19 protein-coding genes and 1 pseudogene are annotated in these 21,612 nt (G+C 62.1%); 17 read left to right on the forward strand and 3 right to left on the reverse strand.

The window, feature by feature from the left end:
• The first annotated feature begins 95 nt into the window (after positions 1–95).
• Complete coding sequence (locus FJ977_RS26270) at positions 96–878, forward strand: aldolase/citrate lyase family protein (protein ID WP_140775062.1); 783 nt, start codon at positions 96–98, stop codon at positions 876–878.
• The gene (locus tag FJ977_RS26275) at positions 875–1,348 is read left to right on the forward strand and encodes a RidA family protein (RefSeq protein ID WP_140775063.1); all 474 of its coding nucleotides are present in this window, start codon (positions 875–877) and stop codon (positions 1,346–1,348) included. The genes FJ977_RS26270 and FJ977_RS26275 overlap by 4 nt, the downstream gene beginning before the upstream one ends.
• 112 nt (positions 1,349–1,460) lie before the next feature.
• Here FJ977_RS26275 and FJ977_RS26280 read toward each other — a convergent pair whose 3' ends face one another.
• A complete protein-coding gene (locus FJ977_RS26280; protein ID WP_140775064.1) occupies positions 1,461–2,891 on the reverse strand; it encodes an NAD-dependent succinate-semialdehyde dehydrogenase in 1,431 nt (476 codons plus the stop codon).
• 112 nt (positions 2,892–3,003) lie between these two features.
• Between FJ977_RS26280 and FJ977_RS26285 the strand changes: the two genes are divergently transcribed.
• From FJ977_RS26285 to FJ977_RS26325, 9 genes are all read left to right on the forward strand, one after another.
• A complete protein-coding gene (locus FJ977_RS26285) occupies positions 3,004–3,684 on the forward strand; it encodes a GntR family transcriptional regulator (protein WP_064987884.1) in 681 nt (226 codons plus the stop codon).
• 3 nt (positions 3,685–3,687) lie between these two features.
• Positions 3,688–4,680, forward strand: a complete 993-nt coding sequence (locus FJ977_RS26290) for a proline racemase family protein (protein WP_140775065.1) — start codon at positions 3,688–3,690, stop codon at positions 4,678–4,680.
• A gap of 28 nt (positions 4,681–4,708) precedes the next feature.
• A complete protein-coding gene (locus FJ977_RS26295; RefSeq protein WP_140775066.1) occupies positions 4,709–5,551 on the forward strand; it encodes a transporter substrate-binding domain-containing protein in 843 nt (280 codons plus the stop codon).
• Positions 5,552–5,625: 74 nt separating this feature from the next.
• On the forward strand, positions 5,626–6,279 hold the full coding sequence (locus FJ977_RS26300) for an amino acid ABC transporter permease (protein WP_140775067.1): 654 nt from the start codon (positions 5,626–5,628) through the stop codon (positions 6,277–6,279).
• Complete coding sequence (locus tag FJ977_RS26305) at positions 6,276–7,133, forward strand: amino acid ABC transporter ATP-binding protein (RefSeq protein ID WP_140775068.1); 858 nt, start codon at positions 6,276–6,278, stop codon at positions 7,131–7,133. The genes FJ977_RS26300 and FJ977_RS26305 overlap by 4 nt, the downstream gene beginning before the upstream one ends.
• Before the next feature lie 85 nt (positions 7,134–7,218).
• A complete protein-coding gene (locus FJ977_RS26310) occupies positions 7,219–8,697 on the forward strand; it encodes an aldehyde dehydrogenase family protein (protein WP_140775069.1) in 1,479 nt (492 codons plus the stop codon).
• 14 nt (positions 8,698–8,711) lie between these two features.
• Entirely contained in the window at positions 8,712–10,406 is a 1,695-nt protein-coding gene (locus tag FJ977_RS26315; protein ID WP_140775070.1) for a GMC family oxidoreductase N-terminal domain-containing protein, read from the forward strand.
• A 17-nt stretch (positions 10,407–10,423) separates the two neighbouring features.
• Positions 10,424–11,206, forward strand: coding sequence for an aldolase/citrate lyase family protein (locus tag FJ977_RS26320; RefSeq protein ID WP_140775071.1), 783 nt, complete (start codon positions 10,424–10,426; stop codon positions 11,204–11,206).
• A gap of 23 nt (positions 11,207–11,229) precedes the next feature.
• Positions 11,230–12,495 carry an FAD-dependent oxidoreductase gene (locus FJ977_RS26325; RefSeq protein WP_140775072.1) on the forward strand — a complete coding sequence of 422 codons (1,266 nt, stop codon included), beginning with the start codon at positions 11,230–11,232 and terminating at the stop codon, positions 12,493–12,495.
• Between the two features lie 21 nt (positions 12,496–12,516).
• Here FJ977_RS26325 and FJ977_RS26330 read toward each other — a convergent pair whose 3' ends face one another.
• Both FJ977_RS26330 and FJ977_RS26335 read right to left on the reverse strand, forming a co-directional pair.
• Complete coding sequence (locus FJ977_RS26330) at positions 12,517–13,842, reverse strand: ATP-binding protein (RefSeq protein WP_140775073.1); 1,326 nt, start codon at positions 13,840–13,842, stop codon at positions 12,517–12,519.
• Positions 13,839–14,501, reverse strand: coding sequence for a response regulator transcription factor (locus FJ977_RS26335; RefSeq protein ID WP_140775074.1), 663 nt, complete (start codon positions 14,499–14,501; stop codon positions 13,839–13,841). Before FJ977_RS26335 ends, FJ977_RS26330 begins: the two co-directional genes overlap by 4 nt.
• Before the next feature lie 112 nt (positions 14,502–14,613).
• Here FJ977_RS26335 and dsbD point away from each other — a divergent pair, with 112 nt between their 5' ends.
• From dsbD to FJ977_RS26365, 6 genes and pseudogenes are all read left to right on the forward strand, one after another.
• A complete protein-coding gene (dsbD, locus tag FJ977_RS26340) occupies positions 14,614–16,386 on the forward strand; it encodes a protein-disulfide reductase DsbD (RefSeq protein WP_140775075.1) in 1,773 nt (590 codons plus the stop codon).
• A gap of 26 nt (positions 16,387–16,412) precedes the next feature.
• The gene (locus FJ977_RS26345; protein ID WP_140775076.1) at positions 16,413–17,057 is read left to right on the forward strand and encodes a DsbA family protein; all 645 of its coding nucleotides are present in this window, start codon (positions 16,413–16,415) and stop codon (positions 17,055–17,057) included.
• Positions 17,058–17,071: 14 nt separating this feature from the next.
• On the forward strand, positions 17,072–17,737 hold the full coding sequence (locus tag FJ977_RS26350; RefSeq protein ID WP_140775239.1) for a L,D-transpeptidase: 666 nt from the start codon (positions 17,072–17,074) through the stop codon (positions 17,735–17,737).
• A gap of 82 nt (positions 17,738–17,819) precedes the next feature.
• Positions 17,820–17,906: pseudogene (locus FJ977_RS26355) on the forward strand (IS6 family transposase); the annotation flags it as partial.
• 235 nt (positions 17,907–18,141) lie between these two features.
• Positions 18,142–19,320: an ABC transporter substrate-binding protein gene (locus FJ977_RS26360; RefSeq protein ID WP_140775077.1), complete on the forward strand. Its 1,179-nt coding sequence runs from the start codon at positions 18,142–18,144 to the stop codon at positions 19,318–19,320.
• A gap of 97 nt (positions 19,321–19,417) precedes the next feature.
• Positions 19,418–21,592, forward strand: a complete 2,175-nt coding sequence (locus FJ977_RS26365; protein ID WP_181180076.1) for a YbhB/YbcL family Raf kinase inhibitor-like protein — start codon at positions 19,418–19,420, stop codon at positions 21,590–21,592.
• Positions 21,593–21,612 lie beyond the last annotated feature (20 nt).

A 21,612-nucleotide genomic window follows, 5' to 3' on the forward strand; every position in this document is an offset into this window, starting at 1 on the left:
GCGGGAAAATTTCCTATTTTTGATATTTCAAAAATGCCAATCTTGGGCTAGCAGTGACAGGCGCCACGCGCACTGAACCCTGATGGAGAATTCTCTTGAAGAACGCCCTCAAAGCCCGGCTCGCGGCCGGCAAGGCCTGCCTGAACGGCTGGCTTGCGATCCCTTCCGGTTTTTCCGCGGAAGTCATGGCTCGATCAGGTTGGCACAGCGTGACCGTCGACTTGCAGCACGGTGTCCAGGACTATCTCAGCATGGTTCAATGTTTTCAGGCTATGGGCCCATATCCCGTGACGCCCATGGTTCGCGTGCCTTGGAATGAGCCTGGAATCATCGGCAAGGTTCTTGATGCCGGGGCGTGGGGTGTCATCTGCCCGATGGTCAACACCGCGCAGGAAGCCAGAGCCTTGGTCGCGGCCTGTCTTTATCCTCCAAAAGGCAATCGTTCGAACGGTCCAGTCCGCGCTGGCGGCTATGGCGAACCAGGCAATCTCTATCAAGGGTTCGCCAATGACGAGCTGCTTGTTCTGCCCATGATCGAGACACGGCAAGCGGTCGACAATCTCGAAGCGATTCTGGATGTACCTGGGATCAGCGGTGTCTATGTCGGCCCCAGCGACCTGGGTCTGTCCTTCGGAATGTCTCCCACGCTGGATCGGGAAGAACCGGAAATCCTGGATATCTACGCGCGGATCATAGAGGGGACCGGCAGGCGCGGTCTGATCGCGGGTCTCCACAACGCCGCCCCTGCCTATGCCGCGCGTATGATAGGGCTGGGATTCCGCGTCATCACTATCACCAGCGACGCCACCCTCCTTGGCAAGATCGCCCAGGAAACGGTCCGGCAAATCCAGACCGCTGCCGGCGAGGCCGCCCGATGACGTTCGAGGCGCCATCGGAGAGGTTGAGAAAGCTAGGTCTGACGTTGCCGCCGCAAAGAAGGCCGGTCGCCAACTTTCTGCCTTACAAGCAGTATGGACATCTGCTTTTCCTATCCGGGCAAGGTCCTGTGAGCCATGAAGGCGTGAGGTATACGGGCAAGGTTGGCCTCGACGTCAGCGTAAGCGAGGCGTACCAGCACGCTCAACTGACCACGCTCAATCTGCTGGCCGTCGCAGAGGCGGCGGCCGGCTCGATCGACCGGGTCGCGGAGATCGTCAAGGTCCTCGGATTTGTCAACGCGGCTGCAGATTTTACCGACCATCCCGCTGTCATCAATGGCTGTTCGGATCTGCTCGTTTCCCTGTTTGGAGAACAAGGCATGCATGCCCGATCGGCCATCGGAGCAGGTTCACTGCCCAACCAGATCACAGTGGAAATCGAGATGATCGTTGCTCTCGCGGTCGATTGAAAATCGTCTGGTGGCTCGGCATCGCGTTCGGCAGGTGATCGCAAAACGGAAGCCATGCCCCGCCTTGATCCCCACGCTCGACAATCATCTCTGCACGCATCGATTGCGCGCTCTACATCTCCGTCACGAACTTCGTCCGCAGATAGGCGTCGAGGCCTTCAATGCCGCTCTCCGAGCCGTAGCCGGATTCGTTGACGCCGCCGAACGGCGTTTCCGGCGTCGACACCATCATGTGGTTGACGCCGACCATGCCGGCCTCCAGCGCTGCCTCGGTCTTCTGCGCAAGGCTGAGATTGCGGGTGAAGACGAAGGAGGCCAGGCCGTAAGGCAGCGAATTTGCCCGTTCGATCATGTCGTCGAAGGTTGAGAAGGTGGTGGTCGGCGCGATCGGCCCGAACGGCTCTTCGGACATGATGCGCGCCGTATCCGGTACGTCCTTCAGCAAGGTCGGAGCGTAGAAATAACCCTTGTTGCCGATCCGCTTGCCGCCGGTGACGACGCTCGCCCCCTTCGCTGTCGCATCGCTGACGAAGCCGTCCATGGCGTCCAGCCGTCGCGGCGCGATCATCGGGCCCATCTGCACGTTTGCATCGAGGCCGTCGCCGATCTTGAGCTTTTCGGCGCGCGAGGCGAAGCCTTCGATGAAGCGGCCATAGACAGCCTCATGCACGTAAAAGCGGGTCGGCGAGGTGCATACCTGGCCGGCATTGCGGAACTTGAAGGCGACGAGCGTATCGAGCGTCCTGTCGAGATCGGCGTCCTCATAAACGATGACCGGGGCGTGGCCGCCCAGTTCCATGGTGCAGCGCTTCAGCGTATCCGCCGCCTGCTTCTGCAACAGCTTGCCAACGGCCGTCGATCCGGTCAGCGAGACCTTCTTCGGGATCGGCGAGGCGATGAGATAGGACGAGACCTTGGCCGGCTCGCCGAACACGATGTTCAGCACACCCGCCGGCAATCCGGCGTCCTGGAAGCAGCGGGCGATGGCGACGGCGGTTCCGGGCGTTTCCTCCGCCGGCTTCAGGATGATCGAACAGCCGGCGCCGAGCGCACCTGAAATCTTGCGGATGACATTGCTGGCCGGAAAGTTCCAGGCAGCGAAGGCGACGACAGGCCCGACCGGCTCCTTGAACACCATCTGCCGCACGCCGGGCAGCCGGGCAGGGACGATGCGGCCATAGGCGCGCTTGCCTTCTTCCGCATACCAGCGGGTCGCGTCCGCCGCGAACTGCACCTCGCCGGTGGCCTCCGCCAGCGCCTTGCCGTTTTCCATCGTCAGGATACGGGCGATGGTCTCCTTGCGCTGCTCGATCAGGTCGGCGGCCTTGTCCATGATCGCCCAGCGCTGCATCGCGGCCATCGTCTTCCAAAGCTTGAAGCCTTTGAGCGATGCGGCGAGAGCACGGTCGAGATCGGCCTCCGTGGCATGCGGCACGGTGGCCAACACCTCCTCGGTGGCAGGATTGATCAATGGTTCGGACTTGCCGTCCGACCCCTGGCGCCACACGCCGTCAATCAGCAGCTCGATCGTCTCTGGATACATGTTCCTGGCCCTTTCAGCCCGGCGGGGCGCGGAAAGCCGCCGGCGGATTGCACGTCACAAGAAAATTTCCGCGATGGCTTGACCTGTACATTGTATACAGTATGGTGTCGACATGATTTTAGCGCGCATCCAGAAATTGTCGGTCGCCATCCCGGAGAATCTCGCCGAGATGCTCGAGGAAGAGATCATCTTCGGCCGCCTCAAATCGCGGGAGCGGTTGACCGAGGAAATGGTCGCCGCGCGCTACGGCGTCAGCCGGTCGCCGGTGCGCGAGGCGCTCAGGCTGCTCGAGCGCGACGGCCTGGTGATGCGCGAGGCCAGGCGCGGCATCTGGGTTTCACCGATGTCGCAGCGCGATTTCGACGAGGTCTATACCTGCCGCATCGAACTCGAAGGGCTGGTCGCCAAGCAGGCGGCAGAATCCGCCGACATCGAAAAGAAGGCCGAATTCAAGAACCTTTTGTCGGAGCTGAAGCAGGCCCAGGCCAGGAACGATGCGCGGCAGTTCTTCATCGTTGACGTGCGCGGCTCTTTCCTGACCTACACGCTGGCCGGCAACAAGACGCTGACACGCCTGCTTGGCGGGCTGGAAAAGCAGGCCTTGCGTTACCGTTATCACGCCTACGAGCAGGATCCGAAGATCATCCAGCTGTCGCTGGACGACACGGCCCGCATCTATGATGCAATCACCGCCGGTGATGGCGAAAGCGCCAAGGCCATGACCGAAAACCTCATCCGGGAAATCTGGCAGAGCATGCGGGCCGGCATTCGCGACGCCTTCGGAGAGGGCTAGTCCGTGTCCAGCTTCTCGTCAGCGTTCAGCGTCATCGATTCCCATACCGCCGGCCACCCCACGCGCGTCATCCTGAGTGGCGTTCCGAAACTCTACGGTTCGAGCGTGCGGGAGAAGCGGGACCATTTCCGCCGGCGCTTCGACCATCTTCGCCCGGCGCTGCTGCATGAGCCGCGCGGCCATGCCGCCATGGTCGGTCTGGTGCCGGTCGCCTCCGATGTCGCCGACTATGGCGCGTTCTTCATCTCGTCCTATGTCTATCTCGATATGTGCGGTCACGGCACGATCGGCCTTGCCAGGACGCTGGCCTTCACAGGCCAGATCTCTGTCGAAACGGGCGACAGCTTCACGCTGGAAACGCCGGCGGGCATCGTGACTGTTCATTTGATCTGGAGCGAAGACGGCTCGCTGGACCGGGTGCGCATAGCCAATGTCCCGAGCTATGTCGGGCTGGAGCGCTTGAGCGTTTCCGTCGAAGGCATCGGCAAGGTTGATGCCGCGATCGTCTATGCCGGCATGTGGTATGCGTTGGTCGACGCCGCGCCGCTCGGCTTCAAGCTGATCCCGGACAATGCGTCGGCCCTGATGCAGGCCGGCGCCAGGATCAAGGACGCGATCAAGGCGGCGACGAAGGACCTGCCTCTGCTGGCAGGTGCTGCCGCGCCGAGCGTGCTTTTCCACGATGCCGACAGCGCGCATTCGGCGACGCATTTTCTTGTCCTGGAAACCAACAAGTTCGACCGCTCGCCGTGCGGTACCGGCACCTCTGCGCGCCTGACCTACCTGCTCGGGAAGGGGCTGATCGACCCCGACCAGACCTATCACGCCAAGAATATCTTCGGCATTCCGTTCGAGGCGCGCCTGCAAAGGCGCGTCGAGGAGCAAGGCCGCGAGGCGATGATCATCGAGATCGAGGGCTCGGCCTTCATCACCTCGACCCAGACAATCTACTTCGAGAAGGGCGACCCCCTCTCGAAGGGATTTCTAGCCCGCTAACCACAAATAACTCAGAAAGGGGAATGACATGAAACTCACAGTAATGCGTACGTTCATGGCCGCTTTGACCATCGGTCTTGGCCTGCTCACCGCGCCGATCGCTGCTTCCGCCGACGACAATCCGTCCGCCGTCATCGACCAGATCCGCGCCAGCGGCGTGCTCAAGGTTCCTGTGATGACCGGCGAGGAGCCGGGCTACATCAAGGATCCGGCTACCGGCCAATGGAGCGGCTTCTACTACGAATTCCTGGGCGAGATCGCGACCCAGCTCGGCGTCAAGCTCGAGCCTGTCGAGACCACCTGGGGCAATCTGGCCGCCGACTTCCAGTCCAACAAGATCGACATCGCCATCGGCGTCAATCCGAACCCGAAGCGCGGTCTCGTCGTCGACTATCTGTGGGAGCCCCTGTTCACCGACGCCTGGGCCGTGCTGACGCCTCCCGGCAAGCCGGTCAAGACCTGGGCCGAGCTCAACACGCCCGACAAGACCGTCGTTGTCCAGAAGGGCAGCACCATGCAGGTCGTCGCCGAAGCCCTGCTGCCGAAGGCCAAGATCACGCCGGTGGAAGATCGTGGCCTGGCGTTGATGGAACTGCAGGCCGGCCGCGCCGATGGCGTCGTGCTTTCCATCTTCGATGCGCTGCAGATCACCAACCAGAAGATCGGCAATGTTTCGCTGCCCGAGCCGATCCTGCGCAATCCGGCGACGCTGGCCGTCGCCCGCAAGCCGGGCAATGCCGGTTACATCAACTTCCTGACCAACTGGATCCTGCAGGAGCGTTCGCTCGGCCTCGCCCAGGGCAAGCTTGCCCGCTCGTGGGAAGCCCGCGGCATCGACCTGTCGATCCTTCCGGCAGGGTTCTCCTTCTGATCGCAACAGCCTGACCGCCGCCTGGTGCGGCGGTCAGGCCACCACTGGACGTGCATCGAACCAGTGAGGACGCCATGTTCGACTATACAGTCATAACCAACAATATCGGGCTGCTCTGGCAGGGCCTGCTGATGACGCTGTACTTCACCGTCATCACCATCGGTGCCGGCATGCTGATCGGCCTGTTCATCGGGCTTATCCAGCTCAGCACGTTCAAGCCGCTGGTCATTCTCGGCCAGATCTATGTCGAGTTTTTCCGCAACATTCCGCTGCTCGTCACGCTTCTGTGGGTCTATTACGCCTTCCCGATTTTCGCCGGCATCAATGTCACGAAATTCTGGGCCGGCTTCATCGGGCTGAGCTGCTACGTCGGCTCCTTCTACGCCGAAATCCTGCGAGCCGGCGTCCAGTCGGTCGATCCCGGCCAGACGGATGCGGCGACCGCCATCGGCATGTCCTACGGCCAGCGCATGCGCCGCATCATCCTGCCGCAGGCCTTCCGCAAGATGATCCCGCCGCTGGCCGGCCAGTCGATCATCCAGATGAAGAACACCACGCTGCTGTCGATGATCACGGTTCCCGACCTTCTCTATCAGGCGAGCTACATCTCGAGCTTCACCTATCGGCCGATGGAAGTTTACACCGCCGTCGGCGTCATCTTCCTGATCATCCTGGTGCCGCTGACACTGCTGTCCCGGAAGCTCGAAAAGAGCGGGAGCCTCAAATGAGCATCAGCGAACCAAGCGCCGTGATCGACAAAGGCGACAAGCCTGTCCTGCGGCTGGACGGCATCTGCCTCAAATTCGGCGACAAGCGTGTGCTGAACGGCATCGATCTCTCGGTCGTCGAAGGCGAGGTGGTCGTGCTGATTGGCGCCAGCGGGTCGGGAAAGACCTCGCTGCTGCGCTGCATCAACCTGCTCAACGTGCCGAGCAGCGGCGGCATCGTCATCGATGACGAGACGCTGTTCGACAGGCAGGCCGACGGTAAGGGTGCCCAGATACCAGCGCAGGAAGTCAACCGCATCCGCTCCAAGACCGGCATGGTCTTCCAGCAGTTCAATCTCTTCCCGCACATGACGGCGCTCGAAAACGTCATGGAAGGCCCGGTCATCGTCAAGAAGGAGCCGAAGGAGCAGGCGCGCCAGAAGGCGCTGCAACTGCTCGATCTCATGGGGCTGTCGCAGCACGTCGAAAAATATCCGCGCCAGCTTTCCGGCGGCCAGCAGCAGCGCGTCGCGATCGCGAGGGCCATGGCCATGCAGCCGAAGGTGATGCTGTTCGACGAGCCGACCTCGGCGCTCGATCCCGAACTGGTCGGCGAGGTCATGAAGGCGATGGTCGAGCTGGCCAGGAGCGGCATGACCATGGTGATCGTCACCCATGAGCTGGGCTTCGCCTTCGAGGTCGCCGATCGGGTCGTATTCCTCGATCAGGGGCTGGTGGCGGAGCAGGGGCCACCCGCCAAGGTGCTGCTCCATCCCGAACATCCGCGTCTGAAGACATTTGTCGGACGCTTCCATGAATCGGCGGACCTGCTTCGCCCGTTCCTCGAGGCGCGTGAAGCCGAGAAGGCGTGCTGAAGGCACGCCGCTTCACGCGAAAACAGCCAAGCGGACATCGTCGAATGCGCCCCCCTTTCGAGCTGGCCGCAAAAGGAAGACACCAATGACACTGAGTTTCGATCCGGCCACAATCGCCATTCCCAGGGGCCATCACATCGGCGGGCAGTCCATTGAACTGCCTGGCGTGGAGATCGAGGTTCTTCGCCCTTCCGATCTCCAACCCATGGGGTTGATCACCGATGGCGGCGAGGCGGCGGTACAGCAAGCCGTCGATGCCGCGAAGAAGGCGCTGGCGCAAAGCCGCTGGGCGAAGATCGCGCCACGTGACCGTGCCGCCATGCTCATGCGTTTTGCAGCGCTGATCGAAGAGAACGCGACCTATCTCGGACAGCTGGAAGCGATGGGATCGAGCCGGCTGATCTCGATGACGATCGTCCGCGACGCGGTACGTACCGCCGGCGTCGTGCGCTACTACGCCGAGTTCTGCGACAAGATCGAAGGCACGGTCACCGCGACCGAGGCGAATGCGCTGAGCATCGTCAAGCATGAGCCCTACGGCATTGTCGGCGCGATCGTTCCGTGGAACTTCCCGATGATCACCGCGGCCTGGAAATTCGCCCCGGCGCTGGCCGCCGGCAATGCGGTTGTAATGAAGACGTCGGAACTGACGCCGTACAGCCTTCTGGCGTTGGCGGAGCTTGCCGCCAGGGCCGGCATTCCCGCCGGCCTGTTCAATGTCGTCAACGGCTATGGTCATACGACCGGTGCGGCGATCGTGCGCCATCCCGACATCCTGAAAATCTCCTTCACCGGCTCGACGCAGACCGGTGCCGCGATCATGACGCTCGCGGCCCAGTCCGGCATCAAGCCCGTCACGCTCGAACTCGGCGGCAAAAGCCCGCAGCTGGTGCTGGCCGATGCCGGCGACATCGATGTGGTGGCCGGCCGCGTCGCGGCGGCGTTCATGGACAATGCGGGCCAGGTCTGCACGGCCGGTTCGCGGCTGATCGTCGAGGACAAGATCGCGGATCAACTTCTCGAACGCGTCATTGCCCGGACCAAGGCGATCAAGGCGGGACCGACCTGGGACGAGACGACCACCTTCGCGCCGATCATCAGCCGCAAGCAGCTCGAGCGCATCGATACGATGGTGCGCACCAGCATCAGCGAAGGCGCCTCGGTCGTCACTGGCGGCACGGTGCTGGAAGGACGCAACGAAGGCAGTTTTTTCGCGCCGACGATCCTCGAAAATGTCGCCGACGACAATATCGGCTTCAAGGACGAATTCTTCGGGCCGGTGCTGACGGTGCGCACCTTTGCCGATCTTGAGGAAGGCTTCGCCCTGGCTGCGCATCCGGTCTACGGGCTCGCCGCCAGCGTCCACACCACCGACCTGAAGAAAGCGCTCAAGGCGGCCGATTCGATCGAGGCCGGCATGGTCTGGATCAACCAGCACGGGCGCGGCCCGGAGTTCACCTATCCGGCCGGCGGCTACAAGGGCTCCGGCTTCGGCAAGGACATGGGTCGTGCCGGCATCGAGGCGTTCCTGCGCCAGAAAGCCATCTGGGCCAATTACGGCTGAGCGAGCGCAAGCACATGCAATTCGATTACATCATTGTCGGCGGCGGCTCGGCGGGTGCCGTGCTCGCCAGCCGTCTCTCGGAGAACGGCACGAAGCAAGTCGCGCTTTTCGAAGCCGGGCCCGACACCCCGCCGGATGACGTTCCGGAGGTGATCGCCGACAGCTATCCCGGCCTGTCCTATTTCGACCCGAAATACCATTGGACCGAACTGCGCGTCTTCAACCGCTCGCCCAAGCAGAATGCGCAAGTGGTCAAGACGGCCAAACTCGAACAGGCCAAGGTGATGGGCGGCGGCTCCAGCATCAACGGCCAGTTCGCGGTGCGCGGCATGCCGCACGACTATGATGAATGGGAAGGTCTCGGCCTGCCCGGCTGGGGATGGGACAGCATGCTGCCCTACCTCAAGAAGCTCGAACGCGATCTCGATTTCGATGGCGAGCTTCACAACAAGACCGGGCGGATTCCGATCCGCCGCGTCTTTCCGCAGGACTGGGCCGGATTCACCAGATCCGTCCTCAAAGTGACGGAAAGCGAATACCCCTACCGGCCGGACTACAATGGTAGTTTCGAGGACGGCTCGTTCCCGCTGCCTTTGTCGAACGAGAACGACCGCCGCGTCTCGACCGCGATCGGCTATCTCGACGCCGAGGCGCGTGCCCGCAAGAACCTGCACATCTTCGCCAATGCCTTTGTCGAGAGACTGGTGACCAAGGGGACGCGCATCACCGGTGTCGAGGTCACGATCGCCGGCCGCACGAAGATCCATAGCGCCAACGAGACGATCGTTTCAGCTGGCGCCCTGCATTCGCCGGCCATCCTGCTGCGCGCTGGCATCGGTCCGGCGGCGCAGCTTAAGCGGCTGGGCATCGACGTGATCACCGACCGCCCCGGTGTCGGCGAGAACCTGACCGATCATCCGCATCTGGCCGTCGGCGCGCATTTCAAGAAATCCGCGCGGCTCAAGCCCGGTCAGCGGCGCCACATATTTCTGGGCGTCAGATATTCTTCGAACCATGCCAACTGTCACCCCGGCGACATGCTGCTGATGCCCGTCAACCGCGCCGGCTGGCATCCACTCGGCAAGGCGATGGGCGCGCTCAATGTCTGCGTCAACAAATCCTATTCGCGCGGTACCGTGACGTTGAAATCCTCGATCCAGACCGATGAACCGATCGTCGATCTGAACATGGCCTCCGACGGCCGCGACCTGATGCGCCTTGTCGACGGCTTCAAGCGCATCTGCAAGATCATGCAGTCGCCCGACGTCCAGCAGCACGTCAACACCTGGTTCCTGGCCGGCTACAGCGACGAGGCGCGTGCGCTCAGCGTCCGCAAGCCGTCGAACTGGGTCAAGACCGCGATGGCGGCCTACCTCTTCGACTATGCGCCGTTCTTCCGAGAGACCCTGCTCAAGCGCAAGTTCGGCACCACCGACCGTATCCAGGCGATGCTCGGCAATGAAGATCTGATCGCCGACTGGGTCAAGCAATCCGTCTGGTCGGGCTGGCATGTCTCGGGCACCTGCAAGATGGGCGCGGACAGCGACCCGCTGGCGGTGCTCGACGCCGAATGCCGCGTGCGCGGCGTGCAGGGCCTGCGCGTCGTCGATGCCTCGATCATGCCGACGATCATCGCCGCCAACACCAACATCACGACGATCGCCATCGCTGAAAAGGCGGCGGACCTGATTTTGAATTCCCGACAATAGCAAAGGACTTGAATTCCATGCGCAAGAACAAGGTGAAGGATATCTGGGCCGCGGGCGGCGAAGTGGTGACGGGCTGGCTCGGCATCCCGTCGTCGATCTCGGCGGAATTGATGGCCCAGCAAGGCTGGGACGCGCTGACCGTCGATCTCCAGCATGGCGCGACCGACTATGTCGACGCCGTGCCGATGCTGCAGGCGATCTCGACGACGGATACGACGCCGATGGTGCGCGTGCCGTGGAATGATCCGGCGATCATCGGCAAGGTGCTCGATGCCGGCGCCTATGGCGTGATCTGCCCGATGGTCAACACCGCCGAGGAAGCGGATGCCTTCGTCAAGGCCTGCCGCTATTTCCCCAAGGGCGGCCGCAGCGTGGGCCCGTTGCGCGCCTCGCTCTATGCAGGGGCGGACTATTTCCAGCACGCCAACGACACCATCATCACCATGGCGATGATCGAGAGCGACCAGGCCGTGAAGAACCTGGAAGACATTCTGAAGACGCCGAACCTCGACGCCATCTTCGTTGGCCCGTCGGACCTTGCCGTGACGATGGGCGAGGCGCCCGGTTTCGATCCGCGCTATCCCCCGGTTTACGAGGCGATCGAATACATCGCCGCCAAGTGCAAGGAAGCCGGCGTCATTCCGGGCATCCATTGCGGCTCGGTCGCCTATGGCGTCGACATGCGCAAGATGGGTTATCGCTTCATGGCCTATCTCTCCGACTTCCGCATGCTGCAGCAGATGGTGGCGCGGTCGCTGCCGGCCTTCCGCGCCGGCACGCCGAGCGCGATCGCGCCCTGATCGGCACATCCGGATCGATCGCCATGACATCGACAAGCACGTCGCGCGGCAAGGTGACGGTCATCGGCGCCGGCATCATCGGCGTCTGCACCGCGAACTATTTGCTCGAGCAGGGTTTTGCCGTCGAGGTGGTCGATCCGGCCTTGCCCGGATCGGAGGAGCAGTGCTCCTTCGGCAATGCCGGCGGCATCTGCCCGGGATCCTGCATCCCGAACTCGATGCCGGGTGTGCTTCGCAACGTGCCGAAATGGCTGATGGATCCGGAAGGTCCGCTGATCGTGCGGCTCGCCTATCTGCCGCACGCGCTGCCCTGGCTGTTGCGCTTCCTCGCCGCCAGCCGCAGACCGCGCGTCGAGGAGATATCAGCGGCGATGCGCTCTTTGCACCGCTACACATTCGAGTGCTACGAGCCGCTGATCAAGGCCGCCGGCTGCGAGGATCTTCTGCAGAAGCGCGGCCAGCTTTTCGTCCACGAAACGGCCGATGGTCCGTCGAAGGGTGCCTATGGCCTCGGGCTGCGGCGCGAGCACGGCGTCAGGGTGGACATCCTCGATGCCGACGAAATCCGCCAGCTCGAACCGGCCCTGGCACCGATCTTCAAGAGCGCGGTCTATCTGCCCGAACAGGGGCAGTGCCCCAATCCTGGCCGGCTTGTCGCCAGGCTTGCCGAACACGCGGCACGACAGGGTGCACGGTTTGTCAGGGCAAAAGTCATCGGCTTCGACATGGGGGCCAGCGGTCCTTCGGCGGTGCGACTTGAAGGCGGCGATCGCATGCCAGTTGAGACCGTGGTGATTTGCGCCGGCGCCTGGTCGGGCGAACTTGCCCGCAAGCTTGGCGACCGGATCCCGCTTGAGAGCGAGCGCGGTTACCACATCATGGTCAAGGGCGCCGATACCGGCCTGCGCATCCAGACCATCTCGGCCGACCGCAAGTTCGTCGCCTCGCCGATGGAAGATGGCCTGCGGATCGCCGGCAATGTCGAGTTCGCCGGCTTGAAGGCGCCCGCGAACATGAACCGGGCGGATGTTCTCCTGAAGCAGGCGAGAACCATGTTCAGGAAATTGGAGGTCGGCGAGGTTACGCGCTGGATGGGTCATCGGCCGGGAACCCCCGACAGCATTCCGGTCATCGACCGGGCGTCGCGGGCGAAGAACGTCATCTACGCCTTCGGCCATGGCCATCAGGGTCTGATCGGAGGTGCTGTCACCGGCAAGATCGTGTCGCAACTTGCCGCCGGTTTGCCGCCGGCGATCGATCTGACACCTTTCCGGGCGGATAGGTTCTGATTCAGGACACGTGACGCGGCTTCAGCGGGAAGTCGTGCGCCATTGTAACTCGGCGATCAGTCCCTGCCGGTCGGATCGCTTCCGGAAACTGAGGATCGCTCCCAGTCGCGCCGCCGCCATTGTTGCGATCGTAAGACCAAGCCCGGTGCCGGAAGCGCTTTTGTTGCGCCCTCGATAGAACCGCTCGGTGATGCGTGGCAACTCATCGTCATCCACGCCTGGTCCCTCATCGGAGATCGCCACGCCATTTCGGTCAGGCAGCGCGTACCACGTAATGCGCCCCGCATTCGCCATATGCTCGAGCGCGTTTTCATTCAGGTTGCGAAGCACGAGTTTGAGGTCGTCGGGATCACCGTTCAGGGTTACGGCGTCGAGAGCATCATCGATCACGACCGACACGAGATCGGATCTGGGCATCGATCCGACGATGTCGCGCAGGACGCTGCCTATATTGCATATCGCGCCTGCGGAGGGCGGCGGCGCCGCTTCGAGCGCTGCGAGCGCCAGCAATTGACGAACGATTCGGCTGGTGCGGTCGACAGACGTGACGATATGACGAAGCGCCTGTTCGCGGCCGGGCCCATCAGGGGTTGCAAGCGCCACCTGTGCCTGGGTCTTCAAGCCCGCCAAGGGAGTGCGAAGCTCATGCGCCGCAAACGCCGTGATTTCCCGTTCATGACGCCGGGCTGCCTCGACCTTGGAGAATAGCTCATTCAAAGCGGATGTCAGCGGTTTGATCTCTTCCGGCGGATCGCGTGGAGAAAGCGGTCGCATATCCTCGCCATCCCGCTTGGCGATCTCATCGGTGACCGCCCTCAGAGGCGCGAGCCCCCGCGCCAGCGCAAGCCAGATCAAAATCCCGAAGATCGGGGCGATCAGCAGGGCAGGCCCGATCAGGCCGACGAGGATGTCGCGCACCAGCCGGTCGCGTAGCCCGATCCGGTCCCCGACGGCGACCCTTACGCCCTTGGTATGATCGACGATGGTGTAGACCCGCCAAAGCTCACCGCTGACGGTCCTGTCCGCATAACCCTCCTGGTCCTCTGCCAGACTTTGATCCGGGGCGCCGCTCGATCGGGCAACGAGGCGGCCGTCAAGTGACCAGATCTGGCAGGAGAGCTGACGTTCGTATGCGCCGTCCTCAAGGGCCGGCAGCGTCGAGGATGCGTTGACATTGCCGCTCGCCACCATGGAATGAACCATGCGAGCGGCTTCCTGAAGTCGGGTGTCGAGAACATGCTCCAGCTCCGACCTGCTGCCCAGACCGATCCAGACAACGGCGCAGAGCCATATGATGCCGGTCGCTCCGAGGAGCAAAGCGAACAGTCTGCCGCGCAGCGATCTCATGGCCTGTCTCGCAATCGATAGCCGAGGCCACGCACCGTCTCGATGACATCGCGTCCAAGCTTGTTTCTCAGATTATGAACATGCACCTCGACCGCGTTGCTTTCGATCTCCTCCTGCCAGCCGTAAAGCCGATCTTCCAGCTCGCCGCGCGAGCGGATCGTGCCGGGGCGCTCCATGAGGGCGATCAGGATACTCAACTCGCGTCGCGAGAGAGACAGCGTCAAGCCGTTGGAGATGACCACCGCCGTCTTGGGATCCACCCTGATGCCGGCCGCCTGATACGATGCGCTGGCAGTCCCGTTGCTTCGGCGCGTGAGCGCCCGCAGGCGTGCGGTAAGTTCATCGAGATCGAATGGCTTGCCCAGATAGTCGTCGGCGCCGGAATCCAGACCGCGAATCCGGTCATGTGTTTCGTCGAGCGCCGTCAGCAGGATCACAGGCGTCTGGTCACCCCTTGCGCGCAGCCTTTCGAGCAGATCGATCCCTGAACCGTCCGGCAGCATCACGTCGAGGACTACGGCATCGAAGGTGGCGGCTGCGAGCGCGGCGTCCGCGTCACCGCAAGTGGACACGTCGTCGGCTGCCCAGCCGCAAAGCCTGAGGCCGGCGATCAGTCCGTTCGAGAGGATCGGATCATCTTCCACGATCAAGATGCGCATTCAATGGTGCTCGCCAGTTTCGCCATGCGGCTCCGTGCGATCCGCACCTTAAGCCTGCCTTAAGGTGGGCGTCGAGATTCCGCCCATGAATTGAAACGGAGCCTTTTACAAAATGCCGTTCTTCCTGCGCCTCCTGTGGTCTCTGGTTGTGCTGGTCCTTTTGCCAATCTCTGCCTTCGGTGAGGTTGGCTTCGGCAAGGCGCCGCCGAGAGCGGATGACGTGTTCAAGCTGAGCGTCCTGCGAGCCGCAAACGGCAGGCTGAAGCTCCACTGGGCGATCGATGGAGGCAACTATCTCTATCGGGACAGCATCGAGGCGAAGTTGGGGGATGAGACGCTTTCCCTTCAGACACCGGCCAGCGAGCGCAAGGACGATCCCAATTTCGGCGAGGTGGAGGTCTATCACAACACGCTCGATGTGGCCGTCGAAGCACCCGCCGCAGGACACCTCAGCGTCACCTACCGAGGATGTGCGGAGGCCGGGATTTGCTATCCTCCGATCTCCAAGGACATCGATCTGGCGAGCCTCGCCATCACGTCGGACAGCCCCTCGTTCGGCGGGGCGTCGATTGCCGAGCCAGCCGCGCCATCAGATGCTTCCACCAACGACGATGCGACGACAGCTCTGAACGGTGGCATGCTGACAATGGCCGCCGCCTTCCTCGGGTTCGGGCTTGTTCTGGCCTTCACGCCGTGCGTCCTTCCGATGATTCCGATTCTCTCCGCGATGCTTGCCGGGACCGGCACGCGGCTGACTGCCATGCGAGGGTTTGCACTCTCTGCCGCTTACGTGACCGCAATGGCAGCCGCCTATGGCTTGGTCGGCCTCGCCGCGGGCCTGTCGGGGGCGAACCTTCAGGTGATGTTGCAGACGCCCTGGGCGCTGGGGATCTCGGCCGCTGTATTCGTCGCATTGGCGATATCGATGTTCGGGGTCTTCGACCTGACCTTGCCGTCCGGTCTGGCCGCGAGGATCTCCGTACAGCGTCGCGGAGGATCCATCGCCGGCGCAGCAGCGCTCGGGTTCGGCTCGGCGCTGATTGTCAGTCCCTGTGTGACACCCCCGCTTGCCGCCGCCATCCTCTACAGCGTGCAGAGCGGCGACCCATGGAGAGGCGCGATCGCGCTATTTTTCCTTGGCCTCGGCATGGGATTGCCTCTGATTGCATTTGGATCGCTTGGGCCTCGCTTCTTGCCGAAGTCCGGCGTGTGGCTGGGACAGGTCAGAGGCGCTTTCGGGTTCGTCTTCCTCGCCGTGGCAGTGATGCTGGTGGCGCGTCTCGTTCCAGATGCCGTGGCGATGGCCATGTGGGGCGTGCTCGCGATAGGCCTCGGCGTTTTCATCGGCGCCTTCGACAGGATGGAACGTGCTGGCGCATGGTCCGGTAGGCTGTCCAAATCGATCGGCCTCGTTGCCGCACTTTATGGCGCGATCCTCATCGTGGGCTATGCCGGAGGCGGGACGGATCCTTCAAGGCCGCTTGCCTACCTGACGTCATCCTCGTCTTCAGCGCGGTCCACTTCAACCGCCCAGGACCGTATCACCTCGTCGGCAGAATTCGATCGCGCCGTCGCGCGTCTAGGCGAGGGCGGTAAGCCGATCTTTGTATCGTTCACCGCCGATTGGTGCACGGTCTGCAAGTCCAACGAAGCCATCCTGGCCGGACCGGCCGTCAGCAAGCGCCTGGCCGGCATTCCGGTGATCGTCGCCGATGTCACGGCACAGAGCGGAACGGAGCAGGCGTTGATGAAGCGCTTCGGGATCGTCGGCCCGCCGACCATGTTCGTCCTGGACGCCCGAGGCGCGGAGCAACCGGGCTCGCGGCTCGTCGGCCGCATCACCGTGGAAGACATTTCGAAGCGCTTGACGGATGCCGGCGCCTGAGACTCAAAGAAACGGAGACATTTCCCATGAACCGAAGAAACCTGCTTGGACTGATCCTTGCCGCATCGCCGATGCTGTCGTTCGCTCCCTTCCTGTCGACGAAGGCAGCCGCGCAAAATGTCGACGTCAAGGCCGTGCTGCATGATCCTGATGCACCGGAGGGCGGAAATCCGAAGGGCGACGTCACGATCGTCGCCTTTACCGACTACAACTGCCCCTACTGCAAGAAGTCCGCCCCGGACCTGAAGCGCATCGTCGCCGAGGACGGTAAGGTTCGGCTTGTCTACAAGGATTGGCCGATCCTGACCAAGGCCTCCGTCTATGGTGCTCGACTGGCACTCGCGGCCAAATACCAGGGAAAGTACGAAACCGTTCATGACGCCCTGATGGGAATTCCGGGCAAGCAGATCCCCGACGCCAAGATGTTGGAAGCGGTGAAGGCGTCGGGCGTCGACATGGCTCGGCTCAATGCCGACCTGAAGAAACACAATGACGAAATCGCAGCTCTCCTGAAACGAAACATTGATCAGGCCGATGCGCTTGGGATGCAAGGCACGCCGACCTATCTGATCGGCCCGTTCCGGACGTCCACACTCGACTATGGCGGCTTCAAGCAGGCCTTGGCGGAAGCGCGGCGCCGTCAGGCCGCCGGCCAGGGGATCTCGGAATGACGATTGCATCTTCGATGAGAGCGGGGCTGGTCGCCATCGCACTTCCCACCTTGCTTGCCGCTTGCGCATCGACCGCCGAGACCACGCCTGTCGCGGCCGTCACACCTGAAACACGGCCTGAAAATCACCGATATGGCGCCGTGACCGACGAGCTGTTTCCAGTCGCGGCAGTGCCATCGTCACGGTTGAAGCCGCAATATATGCGTCAACTTGTCGACGACCCGACCGGACAACCGCCCGGAACCGTCGTCGTCGATCCGCAGAGCCGCTATCTGTACCTGGTGCAGCAGGATGGAAAGGCGCTGCGATACGGCGTTGGGGTCGGCCGCGAGGGCATGGCGTGGTCGGGCACCGCCACTATAGCTTACAAGAGACAATGGCCGCGCTGGACGCCGACGCAGGACATGATCGCCCGCGAGCCAGAGAAATACCAGAAGTGGGCAAACGGCATGGATGGCGGCGACCGCAATCCTCTTGGTGCCCGAGCCCTCTATTTATTCGAGGGCGGCAAGGACACGCTCTACCGGATCCATGGGACGAACGAGCCTTGGTCGATCGGAAAAGCCATGTCGTCCGGCTGTATCAGGATGATGAACCAGGATGTGATCGATCTCTACGGCCGTGTCCCGGACGGGGCCAAGGTTGTTGTGCTCCCGGCCAATCAGGGCGCAGGAGCATGACGGCGCCCTTCGGGTTCCGCTGCAAACTCTTCAGCAGTCGGCGGCAGCCATGAGAACATCTCCGTTTTCCGGAGATCGCAGGATATCCAAGGGCCGCCATTTTGATCGTTCGGTAATCTTGCCGTGCGTGCGCTGGTATCTGGCCCATGGCTTGAGCCTGCGGGATCTGTTCTATCGCTCAAGAGCTGACTGGCTGCTTCCGGCCTCAAAACACGCCAATCCTTGGGAAACTCCCATAGCTTCGGTCTTGGACCATTCAGCGGAGAGATCTCCATAGCGAAAGCGTATAGAGCGCATTTGAAAAATGTATTACCTCCAAGGTCCTGATTGCCCGATAGTCCCTCGCGGGTTCCACTGAACTCAGCGTGCACACGGCTCAACGCCCGGCACTAAGGGAGGAAAAATTGACGACATTCGCAACTATGTTGCGATCGCTTGCCGCTGTCGCAACGATCGCCAGCTTCAGTCCGGCATTTGCCGGTGGCGTGGATGAGCTACCCAAGAACATCCAGGACGAACTTTACAACAAGGACATGATGGATCCGATGCAGCCGCTCGCGGAGAGTGCGTATCGCGATTGGAAGCCAAAGAAGGGTCCGCCGTGGACGATCGGCTATGCGAGCTCATATGCGGGCAATACGTGGCGCGCTGACGTGATGAAACGTCTGCAGGAGGAGCTCATTCCGAAATGGAAGAAGCTCGGCCTCGTCAAGGACGTGATCATTACCCAGTCGAACCTGAATGACTCCACGCAGATCCAGCAGATGCGGCAGCTTGTTGACCAGGGCGTCGACGCAATCATTGTCTGCTGCTCCAATCCGACCTCGCTGAACCAGACCGTTGAATACGCTCACCAGCGTGACATACCGGTGTTTTCGGCCACCGGGTATCTGACATCTCCATATGCTGTGAACGCCTCCGCGAATTTCGTGGTGGGTGGCAGCATGCTCGGCGAATGGATGGCCAAGCAGATCAATGGCAAGGGCAACGTCCTTGTTGTCGAAGGCATTCCCGGCGCTTCGGCATCGGATTCCCAGAACGTTGGCGTGCTGAAGGCTCTGGCGAAATACCCCGACATCAAAGTGGTGGGTCAAGTCGCCGGCATGTGGACCGACCAGGTTGCCCAGTCCGAGATCCAGAAATGGCTGGCCACCAATCCGGGCGATCTGAACGGCATCATCATCCAGTCGGCGTCTGAACTGGGTGCCTTGCGCGCTCTGCAACAGAGTGGACGCGACATGGTGCCGTTCTCGATCGGCGGCGAAATCGGTGCGCTTTGCTATTGGCGCAACAACAAGGATTTCGTCAGCCAGGCGGTCCAGGCATGGCCCCCAGGTGATGATTTTGAGTTCGCATGGAACATCATGATGCGCACTCTTCAGGGACAGGGGCCGAAGGTCCAGTCCATCCTCACGAAGCCGCAGACGCTCACTTACGAGCAGCTCGAAAAGGCCGTCCCGGCCGACTGCAGCGAAGACTCTGACGGCTGGTACAACGTCGGCGCCCAGAACTGGGCAGGCAAGGATTACCTGGACCAGTTTTTCCTGCGCCCGGCTGATCCCGAAGCCTTCAAGGCGCAGTGACCGCCACTGGTCTGGCCACCCCTTCGACGCCGACGGGGTGGCATTTCCTTCATTCCATGCAAGTCTAGCCGACCAACGTCGGCCAACTGGACCTATGATGTCGTACCCCACGGTTGAACTCTCATCGGTCAGGAAGACCTTCGGGCCGACGGTAGCGCTCGGCGGGTGCAACCTGACGGCCTATGCGGGCGAGGTTCACGCGATCATTGGCGGTAATGGCTCAGGCAAAAGCACGCTCGCGAAGGTTATTTCGGGCGTTCTGATTCCCGACAGCGGCCAGGTTTCAATCCTTGGAAAGTCGGCAACGTCTCCACACGAAGCACGCCAACTCGGCATCTCCAATGTTTTTCAGGAGGTGCTTGTTGCAGATGAATGCTCGGTCCTGGACAACCTTTACCTAGGCGCGGACAGCCTGCTGGGTTCATCCATGAACCGGGAGGAAAAGGAAGCCAAGGCGGCCGCGCTGATGCGCGAGCTCCTCGGCTTCGACATCGACCTCTCCGGCCTCGTGGGCGAACTGCCCCTGAGCGTCAAACAGTGGGTCACGATCGCCAGGGCTCTCCTGACCGATCCCAAGGTCCTGATCCTCGATGAGTCGTCCGCCGCGCTCGACTTCGATTCCACGGAGAGGCTGTTCCGCAAGATGCGGCAGCTGAAGCAAAGGGGGGCGAGCATTCTGATCGTCACCCACCGTATCGCCGAGCTGGTGCGTATTGCAGACCGCGCGACGGTCCTGCGCGACGGCGTGGATGTCGGCAAGCTGGCCAAAGAGGAGATCACCGAGTCCAGGATTCTCGAGCTGATTGCCGGTGCCGAGCGCAGCGGGACCAGCCGTGACCAGTCTTTGCCGACGCGCCTTGGCGACCGACCGGTCCTGCGCGCGACTGACCTTCGGGTCTGGTCAGACGCTGCAGCTGTCAATTTCACGGTGTACCCTGGCGAGGTCATCGGGATCACCGGCCTGGACGGGCAAGGGCAGGCGGATTTCGTAAGGTGCATCGCCGGCATCCAGTCTCCGATTGCCGGCCGGCTGGTGGTGGTTAATGACGGCAAGGCCAGCGAGGTTACTGATCTCGCATCGGCGCGACGAAACAACATCAGCTACGTGAGCGGCGATCGCAAGAAAGAAGGCATCTTCGCCAATCTGAGCATATACGAAAATCTGCTGCTCCCGGTGTATCGCGAGTTCCGGTCCGGCGGTGTGCTGAACTTCATCAACCGGACCAAGCTGACGCCGGTTTTCGAGTGGGAGTCCAGCAAGCTGGCCGTCAAGATGGGAAGCCCCCAGAACCTGATCACATCGCTGTCCGGCGGCAACCAGCAGAAGGTGCTGATTGCGAGGGCCTTTGCCGAAAAGCCGGTAGTTTTGGTGCTCAACGATCCGGCCCGCGGCATCGACGTCGGGGCCAAGCTGGACCTTTACCGCAACCTCAAGGAATTCGCGGCCCGCGGCAACGCGGTAGTGTTCCTATCCAGCGAGCTCGAAGAATTCCTGAACCTGTGTACGCGGGTTCACGTGTTTCGCAATGGCGCGATTTCGGCTGATTTTGAGCCGCCGTTCGACGGACACGTCATCCTCAATGCCATGTTCGGTCGCCGCGCAACGGCGCGGTTGCCCGGGGAGGCCGCCAACGAGAATGACCCGGACAACCCGATGCCGGTCGCAGATAGCCACAGTCCGAGACTTGAGCAGGGCCGGCCGGTGCCGAGGTCTGTGACCCTGCTGAACCAGGAGGTGAACCATATGGCGGCAACACCATCTTTCGTGCTGAGTTGTCCGGATATTGCGCCGGGGCGCGTTATCCCTGACCGGTTCGCCGAAGACAACCGCCTCTCGCCCAGGTTGGTTTGGTCGGGTCCTCCGGAAGGCACGCGCAGCTTCGCGTTGGCCATCACCGATCCTGATCTGCCAGAAGCATTTAATTTCCCCCGCTCGTTTGCACACTGGCTGGTGGCAAACATTCCGGCGGAACTTAGGGAACTGCCGGAAGGGGCGAGCGGGAGTCTGGGAATGCCGCACGGCGCTGTCGAGTTCAACAGCGACTTCGTGACATTCAAGATCCCGGGATTTGGCAAGGGATACGGCGGACCTTGGCCGCCGGACCGAGCGCACCGGTATTTCTTCACGCTCTATGCGCTGAAGGTGGACAAAGTCGAGTTGCCGGCCGAAGCCGATTTCGCGGTATTTGCGGCTGCAGTGATGCCGGTTGCGATCGATGCAGCGTCGTTCGTGGCAGTTTACGGGCCCGCAAAGAAGTCACTACCCGGTTAGGAACGGGTCAGGAATTCCCC

The sequence above is a fragment of the Mesorhizobium sp. B2-1-3A genome (genome assembly GCF_006442655.1).
Classification (GTDB): domain Bacteria; phylum Pseudomonadota; class Alphaproteobacteria; order Rhizobiales; family Rhizobiaceae; genus Mesorhizobium.